Origin of the sequence: Streptomyces sp. NPDC005955 (assembly GCF_042871255.1) — a bacterium.
GTDB lineage: Bacteria > Actinomycetota > Actinomycetes > Streptomycetales > Streptomycetaceae > Streptomyces.
In genome coordinates this window covers 210,545-233,223 of the sequence record NZ_JBIAIF010000003.1, presented here as the reverse complement: position 1 = coordinate 233,223, position 22,679 = coordinate 210,545, and the positions used below count along the sequence as shown (strand labels likewise).

Below are 22,679 nucleotides of genomic sequence, written 5' to 3'. Positions count from 1 at the left end.
GACAGCCCGTCGATCCTCCCCCGTCGACGGGCTGTCGCCGTTCCCGCCTCGGGTGGCTGCTCGGCGCCCGCCCGCTGACGGTACGATCCTCCTACTGCCTGCCCGGACGGCGGGTTTCCCACAGTGACGGGGCCGCGTTCCAACCGGCCCGTTTCCCACGTGGTTTGAGGAGGATTCCCGGGTGTCTTCGCGTCGACTGCCCTCGTGGGCCTGGGTCACCGGCCTACTCAGTGCGGCCCTGGTGGTCGTGGTGGGGCTGGCCGTACGGGTCGAGCCCCTGCCCAAGGGCGGGACCGGGGCCGCGGGTGCGACGGCGAAGCCGAGCGCCACGGCCGGCGCCGAGAAGAAGAAACCGGCGGTCGCGCACCCCGTGCCCGAGGAGTCGGGACAGGGACGGCGGGTGGTGTACTCGCTGGAACTGCGGCGGGTGTGGCTCGTCGACGGTCAGGACAAGGCGCTGCGCACCTTCGAGGTGTGGCCGGGGTCGGTCCACCCGGCGGAGGGTCCGTACAAGGTCTTCTCCCGGCTGGCGACCGGCACTGGGACCGACGGCGTGAAGGTCGCGAACGTCGTGTACTTCGCCCGTAGCTCCCAGGTGACCATCGCCTTCTCCAACGCCGTGGACGGCGCCCGGCCGAAGGTCGACCTCGGGGTCCAGACCGGAGCGGTGCGCCAGGGGGTCGCCGACGGTGCGGCCCTGTGGAAGTTCGCCCCCGAGGGCACGCCCGTCCACGTCGTCACCTGACGCTCCGCGGGCCCCGGCCGCCCACCGGAGACCCGTCCGTCGGGCCCGGTCCGGACCTGTCGGTGATCTGTCGGCGATCTGTCGGTGGCGGGTGACAGCGTCGGGGCCATGACACGCATCGACGCATCCCAAGGCAGCTCAGCGGAGGACCTCGCGGTCTCCGTACGGGGGCTGGTCAAGCACTACGGGCCGGTGAAGGCCCTGGACGGCGTCGACCTCGACGTCCGCGAGGGCACGGTGATGGGGGTCCTCGGGCCCAACGGCGCCGGGAAGACCACCCTGGTGCGCTGCCTGGCCACCCTCATCGTTCCCGACGCGGGCACCGCGGTCGTCGCCGGCCGGGACGTCGTCCGCCAGCCCTACGCGCTGCGCCGCCGCATCGGCCTCACCGGTCAGTACGCCTCGGTCGACGAGAAGCTCTCGGGCCGCGACAACCTGGTCCTCATCGGGCGGCTCCTCGACCTCTCCCGCCGGGACGCCAAGGCCCGCGCGGACGCCCTGCTGGAACGGTTCTCCCTCACCGACGCCGCCCAGCGCCCCGCCCGGACCTACTCCGGCGGCATGCGCCGCAGGCTCGACCTCGCTGCGTCCATGATCGGCCGTCCCGCGGTCCTCTACCTGGACGAACCGACGACCGGTCTGGACCCGCACACCCGCAACGAGGTCTGGGACGAGGTCAAGGCGATGGTCGACGAGGGCGTCACCGTGCTGCTGACCACCCAGTACATGGAGGAGGCGGAACAGCTCGCCGACGAGTTGACCGTCATCGACCACGGCAAGGTCATCGCGCACGGCGAGGTCCATGCGCTCAAGGCCCGGGTCGGCGGCCGGACCCTGCGGGTGCGCCCCGCGGACCCCGGCCAGTTGGAACCCATCGCCACCGCGCTCGACGGCTCCGGCCTCATCGGACTCGGCCGGGCCACCGTCGACTCCGGCACCGGGACCGTCCTGGTGCCGATCCTCAGCGACGAACAGCTCACCGCCATCGTCGACGTCCTGTCCGCCCGGCGGTTCACGCTGGCCGGCATCTCCACCGAAATGCCCAGTCTGGACGAGGTGTTCCTCTCCCTCACCGGCCACCGCCCGGCCACCACGGAGCCCGTCCCCGCCCTTGAGGAGGCCGCCGTATGAGCGCCGCGACCCTGACCACCGCTCCCACCACGGCCACCGAGCCCCCCGAGCCCGCCGCGCGGGCGAAGGACGACGGCCGGATCGGGCTGCGCGCCCATCTGCGGCACACCGGCGCCCTGGCCCAGCGGAACGTGCTGGCGATCCGCCAGGACCCCCAGTCGATCCTCGACGCGGTGCTGGCGCCGATCATCCTGACGCTGCTGTTCGTCTTCGTGTTCGGCGGCGCGATCTTCCCGAGCCGGGACGCCTACGTCGACTACGTGGTGCCGGGCCTGATGGCGATGATGGGCCTGAACATCGCCATGGCCGTCGGCACCGGCTTCAACCAGGACTTCGAGACCGGGGTCATGGACCGCTTCCGGTCCCTGCCGATCGCCCGTTCCTCGGTGCTCATCGCCAAGATCGTGGTGGAGATCGGCCGGATGCTCCTCGCCACGGCGATCCTGCTGGCCATGGGCTTCGCCCTCGGTCTGTCGGTGGACAGCGTCGGCGGTCTGCTGGCCGCGATCGGGCTGTCCGTGCTCTTCGGCTCCGCCCTGATGTGGATCTTCCTCACCATGGGTGTCGTGATGAAGAACGCGCAGGCCATTCAGAGTTTGGGATTCCTCGTGTTGATGCCGCTCCAGTTCGGCTCGTCGATCTTCGCCCCCACGGACACCATGCCCGACTGGCTCCAGACGTTCACCGACTACAACCCGCTGTCGGCGCTCGCGGACGCGGCCCGTTCCCTGATCAGCGGCGACGGCGCCAGCGGACACGACCTGGTGGTCGTGCTGGCCTGGACGGCCGCCCTCACCCTGGTGATGGCGCCGGTGGCGATCCGGAAGTTCCAGACCAGGACCTGACGTGCGGCCGGCACCCGTCAGAGCAGGGCGGTGGCCGCCTCCAGGGTCAGGGCGGCGCCCTCGGCACGGGCGGCGGCACCGTCCGTCTCGCCCAGGGCGGCACGGACGGCGGCGTCCGTGCGGGCCATCGTCTCCCGCTCGACCAAGGAGTAGTGGTGTCCGACCGGCCGCAGCGCCGCGTGCGCCCCGAGGAGCCGGGCGGCGTCCCGCATCCGGGCGCCGCCGTCCCGCTCGCTGAGCAGGAGGGCCCCGGCCAGCAGGTTCGTGGCCGCCAACTGCGGGGCCATCATCAGGCAGATGGGGTCGCCGGAGCGCTCCAGCGCGGTGCGCAACAGCGCGGTCGCGGAGTCGTACCGCCGGTCCAGTACGTCGAGCCAGCCCTCGATCCCGGTGATGTAGGAGTCGAAGACCACGAACCTGACGGCGCCGAACTTCTCCCGCAGCGACTGCACCTGGGCCCGCGCCTGGGACACCCGACCGGTGCGCCCCAGGTGCACCGCGAGGAAGAGCCGGGCCGCGGGCATGGCGCCGGTGACGCCGTCCTGCTGCTCGTCGACGATCTCGCGGAGCACGGCCTCCCCCTCGTCGGCCCGCTCCCCGCTCTCGATCCAGGCGCCCCCGAGCCGGGCCCGGAGCACGGCCACCTGCCCGTGGGCGCCGAGGCCGCGGGAGAGGGCGATGGCCTCCTGGTAGTCGGCCGCCGCCCGGGCGAAGTCGCCCCGCCGCTCATAGGTCTCGGCCCGAGCGGACAGCGCCTCCGCCGCGCCCCACGCGTCGCCGCACCCACGGAAGATCCCGAGGGCTTCGTCGGCGTCCCGGAGGGGGTCGTGGCCCCGGTCGGTCCCGCTGGCCGCCATGTTCGCCCGCAGGTGGAGGGCGTGGGCCAGTTCCCAGGTGTATCCGTAGGTCCGGCACGCCTCGACGGTCCCGTCCATGACGGCCGCCGTCCCTTCCGCGCCCTGGGTGAGGAGCACCGCGAAGAACCACAGGTAGCCGGGGTAGCGGCAGGTCTGCGGCAGGCCCGGCCGGTACGAGGCGACGACCCCCCGCAACCGGGCCATCGCCTCCTCGGTCTGCCAGGCGCCGAACTCCATGTCCATGCAGGCGAGGTGGACCAGGTGCACCCCGCGCCGGGCCTCCACGAGCACGTCCGGCGCCATCGGCGGGGGCGCGGCGATCGTCGGACCGTGCAGCGGTCGTGCCGGGGCGACGGGCGGGCTGAAGGGGTCGGGGCCGAGCGCCCCGGCCTCCCGCGCCCAGGTGCGGGCGTCGCCGCGCAGGTCGTGGATCTGCCAGAACCAGGCGAGGGACAGCACCAGGCACAGGGCCTCCTGTTCGTCCCGGGCCGCGACGGCGTGCCGCAGGGCGGTGCGCAGGTTCTCGTACTCGGTGGTGAGCCGCTGGATCGCCGCGAGTTGACCGGCGCCCCGCAGCAGCGGGTCGGTGGTGCGGGCGAGTTCGCGGTAGTGGACGAGGTGGGCGCGTTCGGCGGCGGCCCGCTCGCCCGCCTCGTCGAGGCGTTCGGCCGCGTACTCGGCGACGGTCTCCAGGAGCCGGTACCGCATGGCCGCGTCCGGGCCGGTCCCGGCCACCACCAGGGACTTGTCGACCAGGGAGCCCAGGACGTCCAGGGCGGCGGGTCCGCCCACCGCCTCGGCCGCCGCCAGGTCCCAGCCGCCGGCGAAGACGGCGAGCCGCCGCAGCACGGTGCGTTCCTCGGCGTCGAGCAGTTCCCAGGACCAGTCGACCACCGCGCGCAGCGTCTGCTGGCGGGGCAGCACGGTGCGGGCGCCGCCGGTCAGCAGCCGGAACCGGTCGTCCAGCCGGTCGGCTATCTGCCGGGGCGTCAGCATCCGGAGCCGGGCCGCGGCGAGTTCGATGGCGAGCGGCAGCCCGTCCAGCCTGCGGCAGATCTCGGCGGCGGCGGCCGGATCGTCCGCGGTGCGGAAGCCGGGGCGGGCCGCGGCGCCCCGGTCGGCGAACAGCCGCAGCGCGAACGGCTCGGGAAGGGGCTCCACGGGCCGGACGAACTCCCCCGGCACGGCGAGGGGTTCCCGGCTGGTGGCGAGGACGGTCACCGCCGGGCAGTGGGCGAGCACCTGGGCGGCGAGCCGCGCGGCGGCGCCGATGACGTGCTCGCAGTTGTCGAGCACCAGCAGCAGTCGGCGTGAGCGGCAGTACTCGGCGAGCCGGCGCAGCGGGGCCCCGGGGTGGTGTTGCTCGGTGACGGCCCGCATCTCCTCGGCGCCGGCGCCGCGCAGCACGGTCTCCCGGGCGCCGAGGGCGGTGAGCACCGCCTCCGGTACGTCGTCGGGGTCCTCGACCGGGGCGAGTTCCACCAGCCAGGTGCCGTCCGGGAAGTCGGCGGCGACGCTCTCGGCGGCTTCCCACGACAGTCGGGTCTTGCCGGCGCCGCCGGGCCCCAGCAGGGTGATGAGTCGGGCCCGGCGGAGGTCGTCCCGGATGGCGTCGATGTCCGGCGTCCGCCCGACGAAGGAGGTCAGCCGGGCGGGCAGGTTGCCGGGACGGGGGGCGGCCGGGTCGGAGCCGGGCACAAGGGAGGACGGGGCCGGGGCCGGGGCCGGAGTGACCGGGGCCGGGGCGGGGGTGGCCGGGGGCCGGCCGGTGGGGGCCGGCGGGGCGGCGGTGCGCAGGAGTTCCTGGTGCAGCGCGAGCAGTTCGGGCCCGGGGTCGCTCCCGAGGCGTTCGGCGAGTTCCGCGCGGACGGCGCCGTACGCGTCGAGTGCCTGGGCGGCGCGTCCGGAGTCCCTCAGGGCGCGGATGCGCAGCGCCTGGAGCGGTTCGTCCAGGGGCTGTTCCGCACAGAGCGCGGTCAGTTCGGGCAGCGCGGCGGGCGCGTCCCCGAGGGCGACGACGGCGGCGAGGCGGTCCCGGCGCGCGGCGAGGCGCAGGGCGGACAGCCGAGTGGCGTCGGCGGTGCGGTCGGGGAGGTCGGCGAGCGCGGGGCCGCGCCACAGGTCGAGCGCCGGGTCCAGGAGCTCGACCGCCTTGCCTGGGTCGCCCTCGGTGAGGGCGCGGGCGCCCTCGGAGGCCAGCCGTTCGAACCGGTGCAGGTCGACCCGGTCGGCGTCGACGCGCAGCCGGTAGCCGCCGTCCGCGGAGGCGACGGTGTCGGCGCCGAGCCCGCGGCGCAGCCGTCCCACGAGGGCCTGGAGCGCGCCGGTGGCGTCGGCCGGCGGGTCGGCGCCCCAGACGTCGTCGATCAGGAGCGACACCGGGACGGTCCGGTCCGGCCGCAGGGCGAGCGAGGTCAACAGGGCACGCAGCCGAGCGCCACCGACGGGGAGGACGGTTCCGTCGGCACTCAGTGCCTGGGTGGGGCCGAGGATGCGGTAGTGCACGGGTCCATTGTCCCCCGTCGCGGGAACGGGCCCGCGCCCGGAACCTCCGTCCCGTGGTGGGACGTTCTCCCCGTGGACCGGTACGGTCGGGCAGGCGGTGGCCTCCGGGCGGCCGTCGGTCCGCGGCGGATGCCGGCCCGGTGCCGTGTACCGCCCCGTCCGTACCCAGGAGACGTGTGAGATGACCACCGCTACGATCCCCCGCGGCGACCGCCGGATCAGCCCCGTGTTCCTGGGGATCGTCGCCGTGACCGCCGTCGCGGGGTGGGCGACCTGGACGGACTTCGCCCAGGTGCCCGGCCTCGCGGTGTTCCTGTTCGTGACCGGCGCGTGGATCGTCTCGCTGTGCCTGCACGAGTACGCGCACGCGCGCACCGCGCTGCACGGCGGTGACCTCACGATCGGGGCCAAGGGTTATCTGACGCTGAACCCGCTGAAGTACACGCACGCCCTGCTGAGCGTCGTGCTGCCGGTGCTGTTCGTGATCATGGGCGGGATCGGTCTGCCGGGCGGTGCCGTCTTCATCGAGCGCCACCGCATCCAGGGGCGGTGGAAGCACAGCCTGATCTCGGCGGCCGGGCCGCTGACGAACGTGCTGTTCGCCGTCGTGTGCACGGCGCCGTTCTGGCTGGACGTGCTGGACGGGGTCCCGGCGACGTTCCGCTACGCGCTGGGGTTCCTGGCGCTGCTCCAGGTCACCGCGGCGATCCTGAACTTCCTGCCGGTGCCGGGCCTCGACGGTTACGGCGTCATCGAGCCGTGGCTGTCGCACCGGGTGCGGCGCCAGGTGGAGCCGTTCGCACCGTTCGGTCTGCTGTTCGTCTTCGCGGTGCTGTGGATCCCCGAGGTCAACCGGACGTTCTTCGACGTGGTCGACGCGCTGTTGCGCTCGCTGTGCGTCGGGGACCTAGAGACGTACTGCGGGTACGACCTGTTCCGGTTCTGGCGGGACACGAATCCGCTGTGCGAGGCGTTGTGAGCCCCGCGGGGGATCAGCCGCCGGTGGTCGGGGCGGTGCGGGCCCGCAGCCGGTCGCGCCGCACGTAGTACCAGGCCATGTTGGACGACAGTCCCGCCATCAGCACCCACAGGACGCCGAGCCAGCTGCCGTTGACGAACGACACGACCGCCGCGGCGACGGCGAGCAGGCAGACCACGAGGGCGAAGAGGGCGAGGCGGGACATGGGGGTCGGCTCCTGTCGGGGGACACTGCTTCGCTCCAGTGTCCCCCATGGCCCGGGGCCGCCCGCACGCCCCCCGCGCGTCCACCGCGCCCGGTGCCCGTACGGGTGACGGGCGGGCCGGCCGATCCGCGCGCCGGTCAGACGTCCGTGATCCGCAGTCCGGCGTGCGCCTTGTAGCGACGGTTGACGGAGATCAGGTTGGCCACCAGCGACTCGACCTGGTGGGCGCCCCGCAGCCGACCGGCGAACACCCCGCGCATCCCGGGGACCCGTCCGGCGAGGGCCTGGACGACGTCGGTGTCGGCGCGGTCCTCCCCGAGCACCATGACGTCGGTGTCGATCTCCTCGATCGAGGTGTCCTGGAGCAGGACCGCCGACAGGTGGTGGAAGGCGGCGGTGACCCGGGACTCCGGGAGCAGCGCGGCAGCCTGCTGGGCGGCGCTGCCCTCCTCGGGCTTGAGCGCGTAGGCGCCCTGCTTGTCGAAGCCGAGCGGGTTGACGCAGTCGACGACGATCTTGCCGCGCAGTTCGTCGCGCAGCGATTCCAGGGTCTTGGCGTGGCCGTCCCACGGCACCGCGATGATCACGACGTCGCTGCGCCGGGCGCACTCCGCGTTGTCGGCGCCCTCGATCCCGAGGCCGAGTTCCGCGGCGGCGGCCTCGGCCCGTTCGGCGGCCCGGGACCCGATGACCACCCGCTGGCCGGCGCGGGCCAGCCGGTAGGCGAGGCCGCGCCCCTGGTCGCCGGTGCCGCCGAGCACGCCGACGACGAGCCCGGAGACGTCGGGCAGCTCCCGGGGGTCCTTGGCGGGCGCCTTCGCGGGAGGGGGCGTGGGGGAAGCGGACGGTGCGCTGTCGGTAGAAGTCATGCCCCGACCCTATGCGTCGCGGTGATCTCGTTCAGCGTGGCGGACCTCACGGCCGCGCACGGCGGAGCTCGCACCGCCGGCGACCGCACCGACCGCCCGGCACACCAGCGGATGGCGACCCAACTCCCCGTCCCGGACGGTGCGTTCGGTTCGAGGCGGCCGGGCCGCGCGGGCCGTTGCGGGCCTCGCGCGGCCCCGCCGATCGGGCTCAGACCACCGTGGTGATGCAGAACGGGTGGCCCGCGGGGTCCAGCAGGACGCGCCACCGGTCGGGTTCCGGCTGGACCGCGGGCTCCACGGCTCCCAGCGCGAGCAGCCGGGCCTGGGCGGCGTCCAGGTCGTCGACCCCCAGTTCCAGGTGGGCCTGTTTCTCCTGGGAGGGGTCCGGCCAGGTGGGGCGCCGGTAGTCGACCAGACGGTTGAGGCCCAGCCCGACCGAGCCCTCCCGGGCGAGCAGGACGAAGTCGTCGGTGGAGTAGGCGACGGGCAGATCGAGGGCGTCGCCGTAGAAGCGGGCCAGTTCGGCGGGGTCCGGGCAGTCGAAGGTGACCACCGAGAAGCGGATCGCGGGCGGGGGCGTGGGTGTCGTGCCAGTGCTCATGCGCGAGACGTTATGACGCGACTAGGACGGCTGCGGTCCTGATTGTGGCGGCCAACGGGTGAGGGAGGTGTGCGGGCCGTTGTCGGCCCGCACACCTCCCTCGGGGTGCGCTCGTCGGTCACCGGGTGATCGGTAGCCGGTCGGGGTGGGTCGCGCCGGTCGAGCCGGAGCGGTGCTTCGTCGGGCGCGTCGCCGGTGTCGTCCGTGTGGTTCCCCCGACGTTCTGGTCCCCCCGGATCCCCCCCGGGGCGAGTGACCGCACGACCGGGGCCGTGCGCTTCACGTGTGCGGACGTCCGCCGTCCGCCGTGGACCGGGCTACGCGCCCTCACGTCACGACGCTCGCGCTGCCGGGGAGCGGCCGGGCAGCGGTGGCGTCGTGGCGGATCACTCCCGGGTGGGTGCCCGGGAACCCTGACCGCAGCGGCGGCCGGGAGCGGCGAGGACTCAGCCGCGCAGGACGCGGCCGTCCTTGTCGGTGCGGTCGCTGCTCGTGAGGAACAGGATGCCGTCGATGAGGGCCCATATGCCCAGACCACCGCAGGTGAGGAGCTGAGCGACACCGACGCCGACGGAGCCGACGTAGAAGCGCCCGATGCCGAGCGTGCCCAGGAACAGCTGGAGGATGCCGGCGACGATCTTGGACTTGTCCGAGTAGGGACGGCCCTGGGGGTCGTACCCGAAGGGGGCGTCAGGCGTGGGGACGGCCATGAGTGTTTCTCCTGGTTTGAGCGGAACTGGTACCGAATCTGATTGTTCCGGTACGAACGCAGGAGGAAAGCCCGGCGTAGACCGCCGCACTCTGCATCGCCCCCCTGTGACGTGGCAGCGTAAAGAGCGCGGCGCCCCTAGCGGGAGGGGGTGCGGGAGATCGTGCCCGTACCGTGATCAAACCAGTGATTCACGACACTCTTCCGACGGGTAGCCCCGGCCGCCGTCCGGCGGGACCCGGCAGCTGTGCGCGAGGTCACACGGCGCGGGGGGTCACGCGGCGCGGGGTCACACGGTGTTGCGCACCACGGTCCACAGCACCGCGACGGAGAGGATCACGATCTGGGTCCGCCGGCTGAACGCGGGCCGCCAGCGACGTCCGCGCAGCCCCTCGAAGGCCCAGCGGCCCAGGAGCGCCAGGGCGAAGGGCGCGGCGAGCAGCAGCATCCGGTTGTCGGCCCAGGCGGCGGCGAAGTGACCGTGCATCAGGTCGTAGACCATGCGGGTCCCCCCGCAGGCGGGGCAGAGCAAGCCCGTGACCAGGCGGAACGGGCAGCGCGGCAGGAACTGGCCGCCCTCGTGCGGATCGGTGACGTACAGGTAGCCGGCGCCCAGTAGCCCGGCGGTGAGCACCACCACGGGTGCCACCGCCGGGTTCCGCAGGAGCCGCGCCGCCGCACCGCGCGCGACCGGGGTGTCAGCCGCCACGCAGCGGCCGTCCCTGGGAGTCGGTCGTGTCGCTGCCGGCGAGGATGACGATGCCGTCGATGAGGGCCCAGATGCCCAGTCCACCGCAGGTGAAGAGCTGGGCGAGACCCAGACCGACGTGACCTATGTAGAAGCGTCCGACGCCGAAGCTGCCCAGGAGCAGCGAGAGCACCCCGGCGACGACCTTCGACTTCTCGGAGTACGGACGGCCCATGGGGTCGTAGCCGTAGGGGGCGTTGGGGTCGCCCGTGTACGTGCCCGGGGGCACGTAGCCGCCCTGCTGCGGGTACCCGTAGCCCGCCTGCTGCGGATAGCCGTAGCCGGGCTGCGGCGGCGGGGCCTGCTGCTGGTAGGGGTTGGGCGTGGGGGCACCGTACGGGTTCTGGTCGTTCGGGCCGGGGCCCGGGTAGCCCGGGTGGCCGGACGGGGGCTGGGGAGGCTGCTCGCTCAAGGCTCCTGCTTCCGGTGCGCGCTGACGCGCTGACGGGGACGAAATCTCGGGTCATCTTGCAGGACGGAACGGCCTCGGGGAAATCCCCGGACGGTGGAGGCCCGCAGTCCGGTACGGGGGTGACCGCCGTGACGGGACGGTCCGGGCGGACGGGGGAATTCCGGCCGGGTCGACCGGCGGGGGCGGAAATCCGTTTGCCGGCGGGTCGGCTCACCCCGGAAGATGGGGACGCGTGACTCCCGACCCCGTCAGGCCCGACGAACCGCCGCAGTCCGTCACTCCCGGGGCCCCGGCGTCCCCGGACCCCGCCCCGCCGGGTCGGCTCCGTTCCCTCCTGCCCGACCTCGCGCCCTGGCGGTCCACCCCGGACTTCCGGCTGTTGTGGACCCAGGGCCTGATCACCTACTGCGGTGCGGCGATGGCGCTCATCGCGCTGCCCCTCCAGATCAAGGACCTGACGGGGTCCCCCCTGGCGGTCGGGGCGATGGGTGCGGTCGAACTGGTGCCGCTGGTCGTCTTCGGACTGTACGGGGGCGCCCTCGCCGATGCGGTGGACCGTCGCAAGGTGATCGTCGCGACGGAGGCGGGGCTCGGGTTCCTGGCTCTGATCCTTCTGGTGAACGCGTTGTTGCCGGAGCCGATGCTGTGGCCGCTGTACCTGGTGGCCGCGGGCGTCGCCGCGCTGGTCGGCCTCCAGCGTCCGGCGCTGGACTCGCTGATAGCCCGGATCGTCCCGCACGATCAACTCGCCGCGGCGGCGGCCCTCAACTCCCTGCGCTGGCAGGCCGGGGAGATCGCGGGCCCGACGCTGGCGGGGGTCGTCGTGGCGTTCTGGGGCAGCGCGGCGGCGTACGGGATCACCCTGTTCACGTTCGTGGTGTCGGTGGTGATGTGTCGACGTCTCGCTCCCGCGCCGCCGTCCCACGACGCCGAGAAGCCGTCCCTGCGCGCGCTCACGGAGGGTGCACGGTACGCCTGGTCGCGTCCCGTGCTGGTGGGCACGTACGCGATCGACCTCGCGGCGATGTTCTTCGCCTTCCCGAACGTCATCTTCCCCTTCCTCGCCGACGAGTTGGACGCCGAGTGGGCGCTCGGGCTGATGTACGCGGCGGGGGCGATCGGCTCGCTGGCCGTCAGTCTCACCAGCGGCTGGCTCTCCCGCTCCCGGCGGCACGGTCTGCTGGTGATCGGCGGCGCCACCCTGTGGGGGCTGTCCATCGCGGCGGCGGGCTGGTTCGACACGGTGTGGCCGGTGCTGTTGTGCCTCGCGTTCGCCGGGGCCGGCGACCTGATCAGCGGGCTGGGCCGGAGCACCATCTGGAACCAGACGATCCCGGACCACCTGCGCGGCCGGCTGGCGGGCATCGAGGTGCTGTCGTACAGCGTGGGTCCGCAGCTCGGGCAGGTCCGCGCGGGCGCGATGGCGAGCTGGACGGGGACCCGGGCGGCGTTCTGGTCCGGCGGGCTGGCCTGCGTGGCCTCGGTCGCCCTGCTGTCGGCCACCCTGCCGAAGCTGTTCACGTACGACGCGGAGACCGATCCCGACGCCCTGCGCAAGAAGGCCGCGACCGCGGGGGCGGCCGGTTCGCCGGACGCCCCCGGGTCGGTCGGGCCGGCCGGGGTGTCCGGCTCCGGGGACGCGGGGGCGTGAGGTTCCGGTGGTGCGGGGGTGTCACGCCCCCGCGCCGGGACGGTGCCGTGTCACGGCGGGGTCAGCGGTCGTCGTCCTCGCCGCGGGCCACCGCATCGTGCCAGCGCGGGTCGTTCTCCCACTCGTGGTTGCGCTCGCGGGCGATCTCCATCGCCGCCCGGGCCTCCTCGGCGGAGGGGTACGGCCCGAGCCGGTCCTTGGCGGGACACTCGGGGCCCTCCTCCACCTTCTGGTGCTCCAGGCAGTAGTACCACTCCCCCGGCTTGCCCACCGCCCGCTTCTTGAACAGCGCCATGTGCCCATCTTCCTCTCCTGGCGCACTTCGCGCCCGTCGCGCCCGGCGGGACCCTGTGGACGGGGTCGAGGTCGGCACCCGCCGTTGCGGTACCGCTGACCGCCTACCCGGCAGACGTTCGGGCCATGCCGCCCGGTCCGGGCTGGCTACACTCGCTGCATGTCTGCGCAGCCACTGCTCGTGCCCGGCGAGCTCTCCCCCACCCGTACCGTCCCGGGGCACATCATCCGTCCGGCGTACGTGGGCAAGCCCGGCCCCGCCCCGTACACCGGCTCCGAGGTCCAGGACGCCGAGACCATCGAGCGGATGCGGATCGCGGGCGGCATCGCCGCGCGGGCCATGGCCGAGGCGGCGAGCGCCATCGCGCCCGGTGTGACCACGGACGCGCTCGACCGGGTCGCGCACGAGTACCTGTGCGACCACGGCGCCTACCCGTCCACCCTGGGTTACCGGGGGTTCCCGAAGTCGCTGTGCACCTCCGTCAACGAGGTGATCTGCCACGGCATCCCCGACTCGACGGTGCTGCGCGACGGCGACATCGTCAATCTGGACGTCACCGCGTTCATCGGCGGGGTGCACGGCGACAACAACGCCACGTACTTCGTCGGGGACGTGGACGAGGAGTCGCGGCTGCTCGTGGAGCGGACCCGGGAGTCCTTGGACCGGGCGATCAAGGCGGTGCGGCCGGGCCGGCAGATCAATGTGATCGGGCGGGTCATCGAGTCGTACGCCAAGCGGTTCGGGTACGGGGTCGTCCGGGACTTCACGGGGCACGGCATCAACACGTCGTTCCACTCCGGTCTGATCGTCCCGCACTACGACAGTCCGCACGCCACGACGGTGATCCAGCCGGGGATGACGTTCACGATCGAGCCGATGCTGACGCTCGGCACGCACGAGTACGACCTGTGGGACGACGGGTGGACCGTCGTCACGAAGGATCGGCGGCGGACCGCGCAGTTCGAACACACGTTGGTCGTCACCGACAGTGGTACGGAGATCCTTACGTTGCCGTAGCCCTTCGGCTGCACCCGCTCTTGCTTGAGCCCGTTCCCGGTTTCTCGTCCGGGGGCGGGCTCTTCGCTGTGCGTCCCCCTGTCGGGAACCTGCGGGTGCGTCGTGGTTGCTCGCGCAGTTCCCCGCGCCCCCTTCGGGTGCGTTCCGGTGCGGGTTCGCTGTTCCGCGCGGGTGCGCCCTGGTTCTGCGCAGTTCCCCGCGCCCCTGATCGGGGCGTCTCGCTCGGGGTGCGCCGTCGCCTGCGGCACGACCCGGCCACCGCGACGCACCCCGCTGAACAACGCACCCCGGCAGGGACGCACCTCAGGGGCGCGGGGAACTGCGCGAGCAACCACGACACACCCGCGCGGGAGCAGCGCACCCCCACCAGGACACGCCCGAAAGGGGCGCGGGGAACTGCGCGAGCAACCAACGACGCACCCGCGCGGGAGCAGTGCACGTCCCGTTCACGTGACTCCTACTTGCTCTATGGTTCTATAGTGCTAGTTAGCTAGATGAATAGAGAGGAGCGAGGGACAGCATGATCGAGTTCCACCTCGACACGCGATCGGGCGTGCCGCCCTACCGACAGCTCGTCGACCAGGTCCACCGGGCGCTGCGACTGGGCGTACTGACGGAGGGCGACCGACTGCCGACCGTCAAGGAGGTCGCCGCACAGATGGCGGTGAACCCCAACACCGTGCTCAAGGCGTACCGCGAACTGGAGTACGCGGGACTGGTCGCACCCAGGCCCGGAGTCGGCACCTTCGTCACCCGCACCCTGGACGACACCGTCCGCCCCGAGTACGCACCGCTCCGGCACGAACTGGTCGACTGGCTGGCCCGGGCGCGGGCGGCGGGGCTCGCCGAGGAGAGCATCGAGGCGCTGTTCCAGAGCACGCTCGGGGACCGCACCGGTGACCCCCTGCCGGAGACGGGGGCCGCACGATGAACACGGCGCCGGCACTGGAGGCCACCGGGCTCACCAAGCGGTACGGCCGACGCACCGCGCTCAGCGACTGCACCCTCAGCGTGCCCGCCGGTCACGTGGTCGGTCTCGTCGGGCCGAACGGGGCGGGGAAGTCCACCCTGTTGCAACTCGCCTGCGGGCTGCTCACCCCCACCTCGGGCACCCTGCGCGTACTCGGCGAACGACCCGGCAGCGGCCCCGCCCAGCTCGCCCGGGTCGGCTTCGTCGCCCAGGACAGTCCCGTGTACGCGCGGCTGACCGTCTCCGAGCACTTACGGCTCGGCGAGCGGCTGAACCCGGGCTGGGACGCCCCGCTCGCGGCACGACGGATCGCCCGCCTCGGCCTCGACCCCGAACAACGGGCGGGGGGACTGTCCGGGGGCCAGCGCTCACAACTCGCCCTCACCCTGGCCGTCGCCAAGCGGCCCGATCTGTTGATCCTCGACGAACCGGTGGCCGCGCTGGACCCGTTGGCCCGGCGGGAGTTCCACCAGGGACTGATGGAGCACGTGGCGGAGTACGGGACCTCCGTGATCCTCTCCTCGCACCTGATCACCGATCTGGAGCGCACCTGCGACCACCTGGTCACCCTGGTCGGCTCGCGGGTCCGACTCGCCGGGGACGTGGAGGACCTGCTCGCTACGCACTTCCGGCTCACCACCGCCCGCCGGGACCCCGGCTCGCTGCCGCCGGGGCTGGAGGTGGTCCGGGAACAGCACACCGAGCGGCAGAGCACCTTCGTGGTGCGGTCGGTCATCGACGTGCCCGATCCGGCGTGGGAGATGGAGCCGCTGGGACTGGAGGACCTCGTCCTCCTCTACATGGCCCAGGACCCGCAGGGCAGGACCGCGGGCGCACGGCGGAAGCAGGACCGGGAACAGGGGGTCCGCCCATGATGTGGCTGACCTGGCGGCAGTTCCGGATGCAGGGCGCCGTGGCACTGGGCGCGCTCGCCGCGTTCGGGGTGTTCCTGCTGGTCACCGGCCGGAACATGCGCGCCGGCTTCGCGGAGATCCGGGCCGCCTGCGGCAGCGGGTGCGGGGACTCGCTCAACTCGTACGTCCAGGAACAACAGACGCTGGCCGGCCTGGTCGGGGCGGTGCTCATCGCGGCGCCCGCGCTGCTGGGAATGGTGTGGGGCGCTCCCCTGGTCGCGCGTGAGGTGGAGAGCGGGACGCACCGGCTCATCTGGAACCAGAGCATCTCCCGGACCCGTTGGCTGCTGGTCCGGTTGCTGATCGTGGGCGCCGCCGCGGTGCTGGTCACGGGGGTGCTCAGTCTGATGGTGACCTGGTGGGCGCGGCCGATCGACGCGATCGCCCAGGACCGGTTCACCCCCTTGGTCTTCGAGGCGCGCGGAGTGGTGCCGCTCGGCTACGCGGCCTTCGCCTTCGCGGTGGGGGCGTGCACGGGGCTGCTGGTCCGCCGCACGATGCCCGCCGTGGTCGTCACGATGGCCGTGGTGCTGGGGGTGCAGCTCCTGGTCCCGCTGGCGGTGCGCCCGCACCTCATGACGCCGACCACCGCGACGGTGCCGGTGACCGGTCCCGAGGACTGGTCGAAGTCCGGGATCACGGGCGTGGGCCTCCGGCACCGGGGTTCCGGCAGCGACACCCGCCTGGAGGTGACCGTCTCGATGGCGGGCGACTGGGTGGTGTCCGGGCCGGGCACCGCCGTCAACGCCTCGGGGAAGGTCGCGAGGGGCGCGGAGATCTGCGCCCACCAGGGATTCCCGCCCCGGGCGGATTGCATCGAGGCGATGAAGATCCGGGTCGACGTGGCCTACCAGCCGAAGGACCGGTACTGGACGTTCCAGCTCCTGGAGGCGGGGATCTACGTCCTGCTCGCCGGATTGCTGACCTGGGGCGGCACGGCATGGCTGCGCAGGCGCCCGGCCTGAGGGGGAAATGCTTCCCGGACGGGGGTGACCAACACGCCCCCGTCCGGGTACATTTTTTCCCGACAGCCTGTCGGAATCCTGTTGACTTAGGTTAGCCTAACCATAGATGATCGGGGCACGCCGCTCCCCGTTCCCCGTCTCGCCGGCTCCCGGAGGTCCCATGGACACGACGTCGTTCTCCTCGCTCATCCGCACCGCGTCCCAGGACGCCCACACCGAGGCGGAGACCTCCTCCTTCATGGGCGACCTGCTCGGCGGACGGCTCGGAATCGACGCCTACGCCCGCTACACCGAGCAGCTCTGGTTCGTGTACCGGGCGCTGGAGGACGGTGCGGACTCCCTGCGCAACGACCCCGTCGCGGGCCCGTTCGTGCAGCCCGAGCTGATGCGGCGCGAGGCGCTGGAGCGGGACCTCGCCCATCTGCGCGGCTCCTCCTGGCGCACGGGTCTGACCCCGCTGCCCGCGACCACCGCGTACGCGGACCGGGTCGCGCAGTGCGTGCGGGAGTGGCCCGCGGGCTACGTCGCCCACCACTACACCCGCTACCTCGGCGACCTCTCCGGCGGGCAGATCATCCGGGACCGCGCCGAGAAGGCGTGGGGCTTCGCCCGCAAGGGCGACGGCGTCCGGTTCTACGTCTTCGACGAGATCACCAACCCGGCCGCGTTCAAGCGGAACTACCGCGAACTGCTGGACGGGGTGCAGGCCGACGACCTGGAGAAGCAGCGGATCGTCATCGAGTGCAAGCGGGCGTTCGCACTCAACACGGCCGTGTTCCACGCCCTGGGCGAGGAGTTCCCGCTCAGCGCCTGAGCCGTCACCGCACGTCGAAGGCCCCGCGCCCCGGTTCCGTCCGGGGGCGCGGGGCCTTCGACGTGCGCGCTAGTCGGGCAGCGGCACGTCCGACTGGACCAGCCGGACGCGGCCCCCGACCTCCACCCACCCGTAGGGCTGCGGGGCGGTCAGGAGCTGGGAACCGGAACCCTGGCGGATGTTCAGGGCGCGGCCCAGTTCCGCGGTCAGCAGCAGGGCCGCCGCGCCGGTCGCCTCGTCCTCCTGGATGCCGTCGTCACGGCCGGGGAAGGCCCGCGCCCTGATCCGGCCCGCCCGTTCGTCCTCCCACGCCCAGGCGTAGATCCACTCGCCGGGCGGCGGCACCTCCAGGGCGTCCACCTCCGCGGCCGACCCGTACTGCCGCAGGGTGCGTTCGGGTGCCCACTCGGGGAGCGCCTCGATCCAGGAGAACTCCCCGTCCTGGCGGGCGCCCACCACACCGGCGGGGGTGACGAGTTCGGGCACGTCCAGCAGCCAGGCCGCGCCGACGCAGGGGTGCCCCGCGAACGGGAGGCGCAGGGTGGGGGTGTAGATGTCGATCGCGCCGCGCTCGGGGTCGTCCACGAAGACGGTCTCGCTGAACCCGAGCTTGCCCGCGATCTTCTGGCGGGACGCCTCCTGGGGGAGGGGGGTGCCGTCCCGGACGACGCCCAGCTCGTTGCCGCCCCTGGCGCCGTCGGGGCCGCAGAAGACTCGTAGTACGTCGAGTTGGGTCACCGGTGCATTGTGCCTGGGCGGCGGGCCACTCGGAAATCCGGCGGTCGACCTCGCGGGCATCCGCCGGTGTGGGGGTGTCCGCGCGCAGTTCCCCGCTCCCTCCGGTGCGACCGGCTGCGCCAGCGTCGTTCCGCAACGTGCGCCGGGGGGTGCGCAGTTCCGCGTGCACCTGGTCGGTGGGTCCCGGTGGGCGTCCGCGTGCCACACGGTCGGTTGGGGGGTGAGGGGGTGGAAGGCCAGCGTTCATGATCGCAAAATGCGATTACAGTTCCGCTGTTTCCGCACGTCAACGGATTGGACAGGTACTTTGCGCAGACGCACCAGCCGAAGCCTCGTGGCCCTCGCCACCGCCGCACTGGGGGTGACCCTGCTGACTCCCACGGCCGCCCAGGCCGAGGAGGTCACCACGGGCAACTACACGGCGACCTTCAACTACACCAAGCCGGAGGGCCCCTACGACACCTCGATCAGCACGGGCCTCGGCACCCTGATCGACCTCGCCAAGCCGGGCAGCACGCTGTACATGAGCATGTACATGCTCGGCGACAACTACGATCCCGCTGTTCCGAAGCCCCCCGAGATAGAGAAGAAGCTACTCGAGGCGCACAACCGGAACGTCACGGTGAAGGTCGTCGTAGAAGACTTTGCAAGTGAGCCGACGAGCCTGATCAGTGGTCTGACGGGTAACAGCAAGCTGACCCAGTGCAAGAGGGGCTGCCTCAACGCCACCAACACCACCACTGCCATCAACCACAACAAGTTCGTCGTCTTCGACGCGCTGAACGACGGCCGCACCAACGTGGTCTGGCAGTCCTCCCAGAACATGACCCCGAGCCAGAACGGCGAGCTCAACAACGCCATCACCATCTCGGGCAACGCCTCCCTCGCGGCCAAGTACCGTGCGGCCTTCAACCGGCAGGTCTCGCACTCGACCGCTACCACCGACGCCGACTACGACAACGCCGTCGACGATCTGAACGCACCGGTGGAGGCGTACTTCTTCCCCCGGGCGGACGACATCGTCGCCGAGCAGATCAGGAAGGTGGACTGCGCCAGGAACGGCCGCATCCGGCTGTCGACCTCGTCGCTGAACGGGGACGTCAACAATCTGCGTCCCCAGCTCTACCAGGCCCTGCGGGACCAGCGCGCCGCGGGCTGTGTCATCGACGCCGTGGTCCGCGACGTGGACGGCCTCGACGGGAACGCCGGCGTCAACGACATGACCAAGACCAACGTCAACGCCTACGGCATGCGCCCCGGCGGCTGCCGTTACACCACGAAGCACTCGTGCAACTACGGCACGGTGCACTCGAAGTACTTGCTCACCGAGTGGGAGAACACCCAGGGCCAGCGCGTCCAGCGCACGTACACCGGTTCCCACAACTTCACCATGGGTGCCCTGAAGCGCAACGACGAGACCATGTTGCGCATCAACGATTCGGGCGTCTACGACGCGTACCTCGCCAACTTCAACAAGCTGCGGGCCTCCGTGGTCGACATCGACGCGGCCAAGTACGGCAGCACCTCCCAGCACTACTCGCGGGTCAATGCCGGTGCGGACGGTGACCAGCACGCCAGCGCCACCGCCTCGAACGGCTCCGGAACCTCCACGTACCTCGCGGTCGCGTACGAGCACGGCGACCGCCACAACCCCGCCGACACCCAGCTGGGCACCGATGTGTACCTGCGGATGTACAAGGACGGTTCGCCGCTCCGGTCGGAGACGAAGCTGAGCGTCTCCGGCTCCGCGGGAACCTCCTGGTCGCACCAGAAGCCCGACGTCGGGGTGGACCAGCACGGCAATGCGATCGTCGTGTGGGCGGAAGACGCCGACGGCAACAAGCACGCGAACATCCAGGTCCGCAAGATCGACCAGGCGGGCAACGTCACCACGCTGCCCCGTCCGCACGCCTCCGCCGACGGTCACCAGCTGCGGCCCACGGTGGCGGTCGCGGACGACGGGTCCTACACGGTGGCGTGGGAGGACACGGCCAACGGCACCACCCTCAGCCAGGTGAAGGCGAGCGGCTGGAGCGCCACCGGCACGCGGAGCCACCCCGACGTCCAGGTGAGCACCATCAACTCCGGGGCCACCGCGGGTTCCAACCGCCGTCCCGACGCCGCGATCGACGGTGCGGGCAACACCGCGATCGTGTGGGAGGAGGACGCCGACGGCAACGGCGGCATCAACATCGGCCTCGCCAAGCTGAACGCCACGGGCGGCTTCGCCGTGCCGCGCAAGGTCGCGAACTCCCTCACCGACGGGCAGCAGACCAATCCCGCCGTCGCGCAGGCCGCCGACGGCCGGACCGTCGCCGTCTGGGACGACTTCTACAAGCCGGGTACCGGCAGCCCCAACTCGCCTCGTGAGGCACGGGTCCACCACCGGATGTTCTCCGCGGCCGGCGCACCGGTCGCTCCGGAGGTGCCCACCACCCCCGGCACGGACAACAAGCGCCGCATCGACGACCAGGTCGACCCCGACGTGACCGTCTCCGACGGCGGTGACTTCGTCGTCGCCTGGAGCGAGAAGCTGCGGCTGGAGCTGGACGACCCCAGCTACCAGGAGGTGTGGGCCCGTGGCTTCAACGCGGACGGCAGCACCGCCGACCGTCTGCCCGCCACCCGGATGAACGTGGTCACCGGCCACGACCAGACGGAAAGCGCGGTCTCGCTGGCGCCGAACGGCCGACTGGCACTGACGTACTCCGACGACTACGACGCCAACGGGTACAACGAGCTGCGCCTGAGGGACGGCTTCCTCAACAAGTAACCACTCGACGGACGGCGCCCCTCACGGCGCCGTCCGTTCCTCTTTCCGGGGTGGTGGCGCCGCCGTGGCCGCACGAAATCGGGTCGCCGCGTCGACCGCCCGGATGGCAGGGTGCGGCGCATGACGCCTCCGTATCAGATCCGTGCCGACTACGACGCCCGCACGATCGTGGTCTACCAGGCGTACCCGTCCGCCATCGCTGACGCGGCACTGCGGGCGGGCCGGTTCGTCGCGCCGTTCTCGTTCCAGCGGATGACGTGGATCAAGCCGTCGTTCCGGTGGCTGATGCACCGCAGCAACTGGGCCCGCAAGCCCGGCCAGGAACGTGTTCTCGCCGTGCGGATCACTCGGGAGGGCTGGGAAGAGGCCCTGTCCCGGGCCGTGTTGACGACCGGTGACCCGGCAGAGCTGGCCCGGGCGGCCGTGCACGTCCAGTGGGACCCGGAACGCTCGCCGCGGGGAGCGGCACTGAACCACTACAGCATCCAGGTCGGCATCGGCCGCCAGCTGATCCGCACGTTCACCGACGAGTGGATCGTCGATCTCACCGACCTCACCCCCCAGGTCCGCAAGGCCGCGGCACTGATGCGCACCGGTCACGCCGCCAAGGCCCAACGGCTGTTTCCCGCGGAGCGCGCCTATCCGATGTCCCGGGCGCTGGAAGGCGTTACGGTCCGACCGTGACCAAGAACGATCAAGGCGAGGTGGCCGTCGTCCGCTGGCCGGGCCGGACCCCTGCCGTTGAGCAGGGGCTGGCCGGTCTGTTGGCGGCCTACCACCTGCGGACGGAGGCCGAGAAGGGCCGGGCCGTTGCCGCCGTGGACGAGTTGCCCGACCGCTACCGGGACGAGATCTCGGCTCCGCGGACCGCGTTCGGCGACGACTGCGTCCTGTTGGCCCTGAGCGGGGACACCGCCGTGGGGTGCGTGGTGGTGACCGCCCCCGCCGGTGGACGGTCGGAGATCAAGAGGCTCTGGACGTCCCCGGAGTTCCGGGGCCGGGGCATCGCGTCCGACCTGCTCGGCGCCGCACTCGCGCATGCCGCGGAGACCGGTGTGAGCGCTGTGCGGCTGTCGGTGTGGAAGTGGCGGACCGGGGCCGTCGCCCTGTACGAACGGCTCGGCTTCGCCCTCACCGAGTCGTGGGACGAACGGGATCAACTGGTCTGCATGCAGCGCGCGGTGTGAGTTGGTCACCGCCACTCGTCGTGGGCCGCGGACGGCGTCGCGACGACGGCCAGGGGTCGGCCCTGACCGTCCACGGCGTGGTGGATCGTCCTGGTCAGCCCACGCGGGAACGGCCGATCGGCCGGGCTCAGCCGATCTGCTTGATCACTCGGGCGGGCACTCCCGCGACCACGGCACCGACGGGAACGTCACGCGTGACCACCGCACCCGCAGCGACCACCGCACCGGCGCCTATGGTCACCCCCTGCGTGATCACGGCAGCCGTCCCGATCCAGACGTCGTCCTCGATGACGATCGGGGCGTAGGAGAGGTACTCGCGGCGCTCGGCCAGGGGCAGCGGATGGCCGCCGGTGATGAGGCTGACCTTCGGGGCGATCATGACGCCGTTCCCGATGCGGATACCTCCCTTGTCCATGAAGGTGCATCCCTGGTTGACGAAGACGTTCTCCCCGAACGTCGTGTTGAGCCCGCACTCGGTGAAGAACGGCGGGTAGATCGTCACCGACTCCGGCAGCGGGCCACCGAACACAACGGAAAGTAGTTCTGCACGACCTTCTCCGTCGCTGAACGGCAGCACGTTCAGTCGAGACGTCACGTCGGTCACTTCCACGATCCGCTCCGCATGGCGCGCGAACTCGGCCGTCCGGACATACATGATCTGCTCTGTGCGGGTAGACATGCACTGATCCCACCACTGCGCGGAACACTCGATCAAACAACCCTGCACCACACCAGGAACAACCCGTGGT

At 72.0% G+C, this 22,679-nt stretch carries 23 protein-coding genes; 13 read left to right on the top strand and 10 right to left on the bottom strand.

Annotated features, from left to right (window positions below; translation table 11 throughout):
• Positions 1-181 precede the first annotated feature (181 nt).
• From ACFYOU_RS09475 to ACFYOU_RS09465, 3 genes are all read left to right on the top strand, one after another.
• On the top strand, positions 182-745 hold the full coding sequence (locus tag ACFYOU_RS09475) for a hypothetical protein (RefSeq protein ID WP_391304443.1): 564 nt from the start codon (positions 182-184) through the stop codon (positions 743-745).
• A 108-nt stretch (positions 746-853) separates the two neighbouring features.
• Positions 854-1,876 carry an ATP-binding cassette domain-containing protein gene (locus ACFYOU_RS09470; RefSeq protein WP_391304441.1) on the top strand — a complete coding sequence of 341 codons (1,023 nt, stop codon included), beginning with the start codon at positions 854-856 and terminating at the stop codon, positions 1,874-1,876.
• Complete coding sequence (locus tag ACFYOU_RS09465) at positions 1,873-2,721, top strand: ABC transporter permease (protein WP_391304440.1); 849 nt, start codon at positions 1,873-1,875, stop codon at positions 2,719-2,721. Before ACFYOU_RS09470 ends, ACFYOU_RS09465 begins: the two co-directional genes overlap by 4 nt.
• Positions 2,722-2,738: 17 nt before the next feature.
• Here the strand turns inward: ACFYOU_RS09465 and ACFYOU_RS09460 are convergent, their stop codons facing one another.
• Positions 2,739-6,083 (bottom strand): BTAD domain-containing putative transcriptional regulator, encoded by a 3,345-nt coding sequence (locus ACFYOU_RS09460; RefSeq protein WP_391304438.1) that lies wholly within the window; start codon positions 6,081-6,083, stop codon positions 2,739-2,741.
• 181 nt (positions 6,084-6,264) lie between these two features.
• Between ACFYOU_RS09460 and ACFYOU_RS09455 the strand changes: the two genes are divergently transcribed.
• A complete protein-coding gene (locus ACFYOU_RS09455; RefSeq protein WP_391304436.1) occupies positions 6,265-7,062 on the top strand; it encodes a site-2 protease family protein in 798 nt (265 codons plus the stop codon).
• Positions 7,063-7,075: 13 nt separating this feature from the next.
• Here the strand turns inward: ACFYOU_RS09455 and ACFYOU_RS09450 are convergent, their stop codons facing one another.
• The 6 genes from ACFYOU_RS09450 to ACFYOU_RS09425 form a co-directional block, all read right to left on the bottom strand.
• Positions 7,076-7,267 (bottom strand): hypothetical protein, encoded by a 192-nt coding sequence (locus ACFYOU_RS09450; protein WP_389769535.1) that lies wholly within the window; start codon positions 7,265-7,267, stop codon positions 7,076-7,078.
• A gap of 137 nt (positions 7,268-7,404) precedes the next feature.
• Complete coding sequence (gene npdG, locus ACFYOU_RS09445; RefSeq protein ID WP_389769538.1) at positions 7,405-8,136, bottom strand: NADPH-dependent F420 reductase; 732 nt, start codon at positions 8,134-8,136, stop codon at positions 7,405-7,407.
• Positions 8,137-8,344: 208 nt separating this feature from the next.
• Entirely contained in the window at positions 8,345-8,737 is a 393-nt protein-coding gene (locus tag ACFYOU_RS09440) for a VOC family protein (RefSeq protein ID WP_391304433.1), read from the bottom strand.
• Between the two features lie 446 nt (positions 8,738-9,183).
• On the bottom strand, positions 9,184-9,447 hold the full coding sequence (locus tag ACFYOU_RS09435; protein ID WP_385485890.1) for a TM2 domain-containing protein: 264 nt from the start codon (positions 9,445-9,447) through the stop codon (positions 9,184-9,186).
• Positions 9,448-9,735: 288 nt separating this feature from the next.
• Positions 9,736-10,155 (bottom strand): DUF2752 domain-containing protein, encoded by a 420-nt coding sequence (locus tag ACFYOU_RS09430; protein WP_391304431.1) that lies wholly within the window; start codon positions 10,153-10,155, stop codon positions 9,736-9,738.
• A complete protein-coding gene (locus tag ACFYOU_RS09425; RefSeq protein WP_385485894.1) occupies positions 10,145-10,606 on the bottom strand; it encodes a TM2 domain-containing protein in 462 nt (153 codons plus the stop codon). The genes ACFYOU_RS09430 and ACFYOU_RS09425 overlap by 11 nt, the downstream gene beginning before the upstream one ends.
• 334 nt (positions 10,607-10,940) lie before the next feature.
• Here ACFYOU_RS09425 and ACFYOU_RS09420 point away from each other — a divergent pair, with 334 nt between their 5' ends.
• Positions 10,941-12,257, top strand: coding sequence for an MFS transporter (locus ACFYOU_RS09420; protein WP_391304960.1), 1,317 nt, complete (start codon positions 10,941-10,943; stop codon positions 12,255-12,257).
• A 61-nt stretch (positions 12,258-12,318) separates the two neighbouring features.
• On the opposite strand, the gene ACFYOU_RS09415 is transcribed toward ACFYOU_RS09420, so the two are convergent.
• The gene (locus tag ACFYOU_RS09415; RefSeq protein ID WP_389769548.1) at positions 12,319-12,552 is read right to left on the bottom strand and encodes a hypothetical protein; all 234 of its coding nucleotides are present in this window, start codon (positions 12,550-12,552) and stop codon (positions 12,319-12,321) included.
• Positions 12,553-12,711: 159 nt separating this feature from the next.
• Here ACFYOU_RS09415 and map point away from each other — a divergent pair, with 159 nt between their 5' ends.
• The 5 genes from map (at position 12,712) to ACFYOU_RS09390 (ending at position 17,232) form a co-directional block, all read left to right on the top strand.
• Positions 12,712-13,569 (top strand): type I methionyl aminopeptidase, encoded by an 858-nt coding sequence (gene map / locus ACFYOU_RS09410; protein ID WP_389769552.1) that lies wholly within the window; start codon positions 12,712-12,714, stop codon positions 13,567-13,569.
• A 520-nt stretch (positions 13,570-14,089) separates the two neighbouring features.
• Positions 14,090-14,500, top strand: coding sequence for a GntR family transcriptional regulator (locus ACFYOU_RS09405; protein WP_389769555.1), 411 nt, complete (start codon positions 14,090-14,092; stop codon positions 14,498-14,500).
• Positions 14,497-15,414, top strand: a complete 918-nt coding sequence (locus tag ACFYOU_RS09400) for an ATP-binding cassette domain-containing protein (RefSeq protein ID WP_391304428.1) — start codon at positions 14,497-14,499, stop codon at positions 15,412-15,414. Before ACFYOU_RS09405 ends, ACFYOU_RS09400 begins: the two co-directional genes overlap by 4 nt.
• Positions 15,411-16,418 carry a transporter gene (locus ACFYOU_RS09395; RefSeq protein WP_391304427.1) on the top strand — a complete coding sequence of 336 codons (1,008 nt, stop codon included), beginning with the start codon at positions 15,411-15,413 and terminating at the stop codon, positions 16,416-16,418. The genes ACFYOU_RS09400 and ACFYOU_RS09395 overlap by 4 nt, the downstream gene beginning before the upstream one ends.
• A 160-nt stretch (positions 16,419-16,578) precedes the next feature.
• Positions 16,579-17,232, top strand: a complete 654-nt coding sequence (locus tag ACFYOU_RS09390; protein WP_389769564.1) for a heme oxygenase (biliverdin-producing) — start codon at positions 16,579-16,581, stop codon at positions 17,230-17,232.
• Between the two features lie 69 nt (positions 17,233-17,301).
• On the opposite strand, the gene ACFYOU_RS09385 is transcribed toward ACFYOU_RS09390, so the two are convergent.
• Positions 17,302-17,970 (bottom strand): PhzF family phenazine biosynthesis protein, encoded by a 669-nt coding sequence (locus ACFYOU_RS09385; RefSeq protein ID WP_391304426.1) that lies wholly within the window; start codon positions 17,968-17,970, stop codon positions 17,302-17,304.
• Between the two features lie 307 nt (positions 17,971-18,277).
• Between ACFYOU_RS09385 and ACFYOU_RS09380 the strand changes: the two genes are divergently transcribed.
• The 3 genes from ACFYOU_RS09380 to ACFYOU_RS09370 all read left to right on the top strand — a co-directional run bounded on the left by ACFYOU_RS09380 (position 18,278) and on the right by ACFYOU_RS09370 (position 21,930).
• Complete coding sequence (locus ACFYOU_RS09380) at positions 18,278-20,743, top strand: phospholipase D-like domain-containing protein (protein ID WP_391304424.1); 2,466 nt, start codon at positions 18,278-18,280, stop codon at positions 20,741-20,743.
• Between the two features lie 120 nt (positions 20,744-20,863).
• Complete coding sequence (locus tag ACFYOU_RS09375) at positions 20,864-21,427, top strand: DUF4291 family protein (RefSeq protein WP_391304422.1); 564 nt, start codon at positions 20,864-20,866, stop codon at positions 21,425-21,427.
• Complete coding sequence (locus ACFYOU_RS09370; RefSeq protein WP_391304420.1) at positions 21,424-21,930, top strand: GNAT family N-acetyltransferase; 507 nt, start codon at positions 21,424-21,426, stop codon at positions 21,928-21,930. The genes ACFYOU_RS09375 and ACFYOU_RS09370 overlap by 4 nt, the downstream gene beginning before the upstream one ends.
• A gap of 127 nt (positions 21,931-22,057) precedes the next feature.
• On the opposite strand, the gene ACFYOU_RS09365 is transcribed toward ACFYOU_RS09370, so the two are convergent.
• On the bottom strand, positions 22,058-22,585 hold the full coding sequence (locus ACFYOU_RS09365) for a DapH/DapD/GlmU-related protein (protein ID WP_391304959.1): 528 nt from the start codon (positions 22,583-22,585) through the stop codon (positions 22,058-22,060).
• Positions 22,586-22,679 lie beyond the last annotated feature (94 nt).

Excerpts from the sequence above, each read along its gene's own strand:
- ACFYOU_RS09390 (WP_389769564.1), top strand. The coding sequence starts at position 16,579 with ATGGACACGACGTCGTTCTCCTCGCTCATCCGCACCGCGTCCCAGGAC.
- ACFYOU_RS09470 (WP_391304441.1), top strand. The coding sequence starts at position 854 with ATGACACGCATCGACGCATCCCAAGGCAGCTCAGCGGAGGACCTCGCG.
- ACFYOU_RS09465 (WP_391304440.1), top strand. The coding sequence starts at position 1,873 with ATGAGCGCCGCGACCCTGACCACCGCTCCCACCACGGCCACCGAGCCC.
- map (WP_389769552.1), top strand. The coding sequence starts at position 12,712 with ATGTCTGCGCAGCCACTGCTCGTGCCCGGCGAGCTCTCCCCCACCCGT.
- ACFYOU_RS09365 (WP_391304959.1), bottom strand. The coding sequence starts at position 22,585 with ATGTATGTCCGGACGGCCGAGTTCGCGCGCCATGCGGAGCGGATCGTG.
- ACFYOU_RS09450 (WP_389769535.1), bottom strand. The coding sequence starts at position 7,267 with ATGTCCCGCCTCGCCCTCTTCGCCCTCGTGGTCTGCCTGCTCGCCGTC.
- ACFYOU_RS09415 (WP_389769548.1), bottom strand. The coding sequence starts at position 12,552 with ATGGCGCTGTTCAAGAAGCGGGCGGTGGGCAAGCCGGGGGAGTGGTAC.
- ACFYOU_RS09440 (WP_391304433.1), bottom strand. The coding sequence starts at position 8,737 with ATGAGCACTGGCACGACACCCACGCCCCCGCCCGCGATCCGCTTCTCG.
- ACFYOU_RS09455 (WP_391304436.1), top strand. The coding sequence starts at position 6,265 with ATGACCACCGCTACGATCCCCCGCGGCGACCGCCGGATCAGCCCCGTG.
- ACFYOU_RS09395 (WP_391304427.1), top strand. The coding sequence starts at position 15,411 with ATGATGTGGCTGACCTGGCGGCAGTTCCGGATGCAGGGCGCCGTGGCA.
- ACFYOU_RS09405 (WP_389769555.1), top strand. The coding sequence starts at position 14,090 with ATGATCGAGTTCCACCTCGACACGCGATCGGGCGTGCCGCCCTACCGA.
- npdG (WP_389769538.1), bottom strand. The coding sequence starts at position 8,136 with ATGACTTCTACCGACAGCGCACCGTCCGCTTCCCCCACGCCCCCTCCC.
- ACFYOU_RS09400 (WP_391304428.1), top strand. The coding sequence starts at position 14,497 with ATGAACACGGCGCCGGCACTGGAGGCCACCGGGCTCACCAAGCGGTAC.
- ACFYOU_RS09435 (WP_385485890.1), bottom strand. The coding sequence starts at position 9,447 with ATGGCCGTCCCCACGCCTGACGCCCCCTTCGGGTACGACCCCCAGGGC.
- ACFYOU_RS09375 (WP_391304422.1), top strand. The coding sequence starts at position 20,864 with ATGACGCCTCCGTATCAGATCCGTGCCGACTACGACGCCCGCACGATC.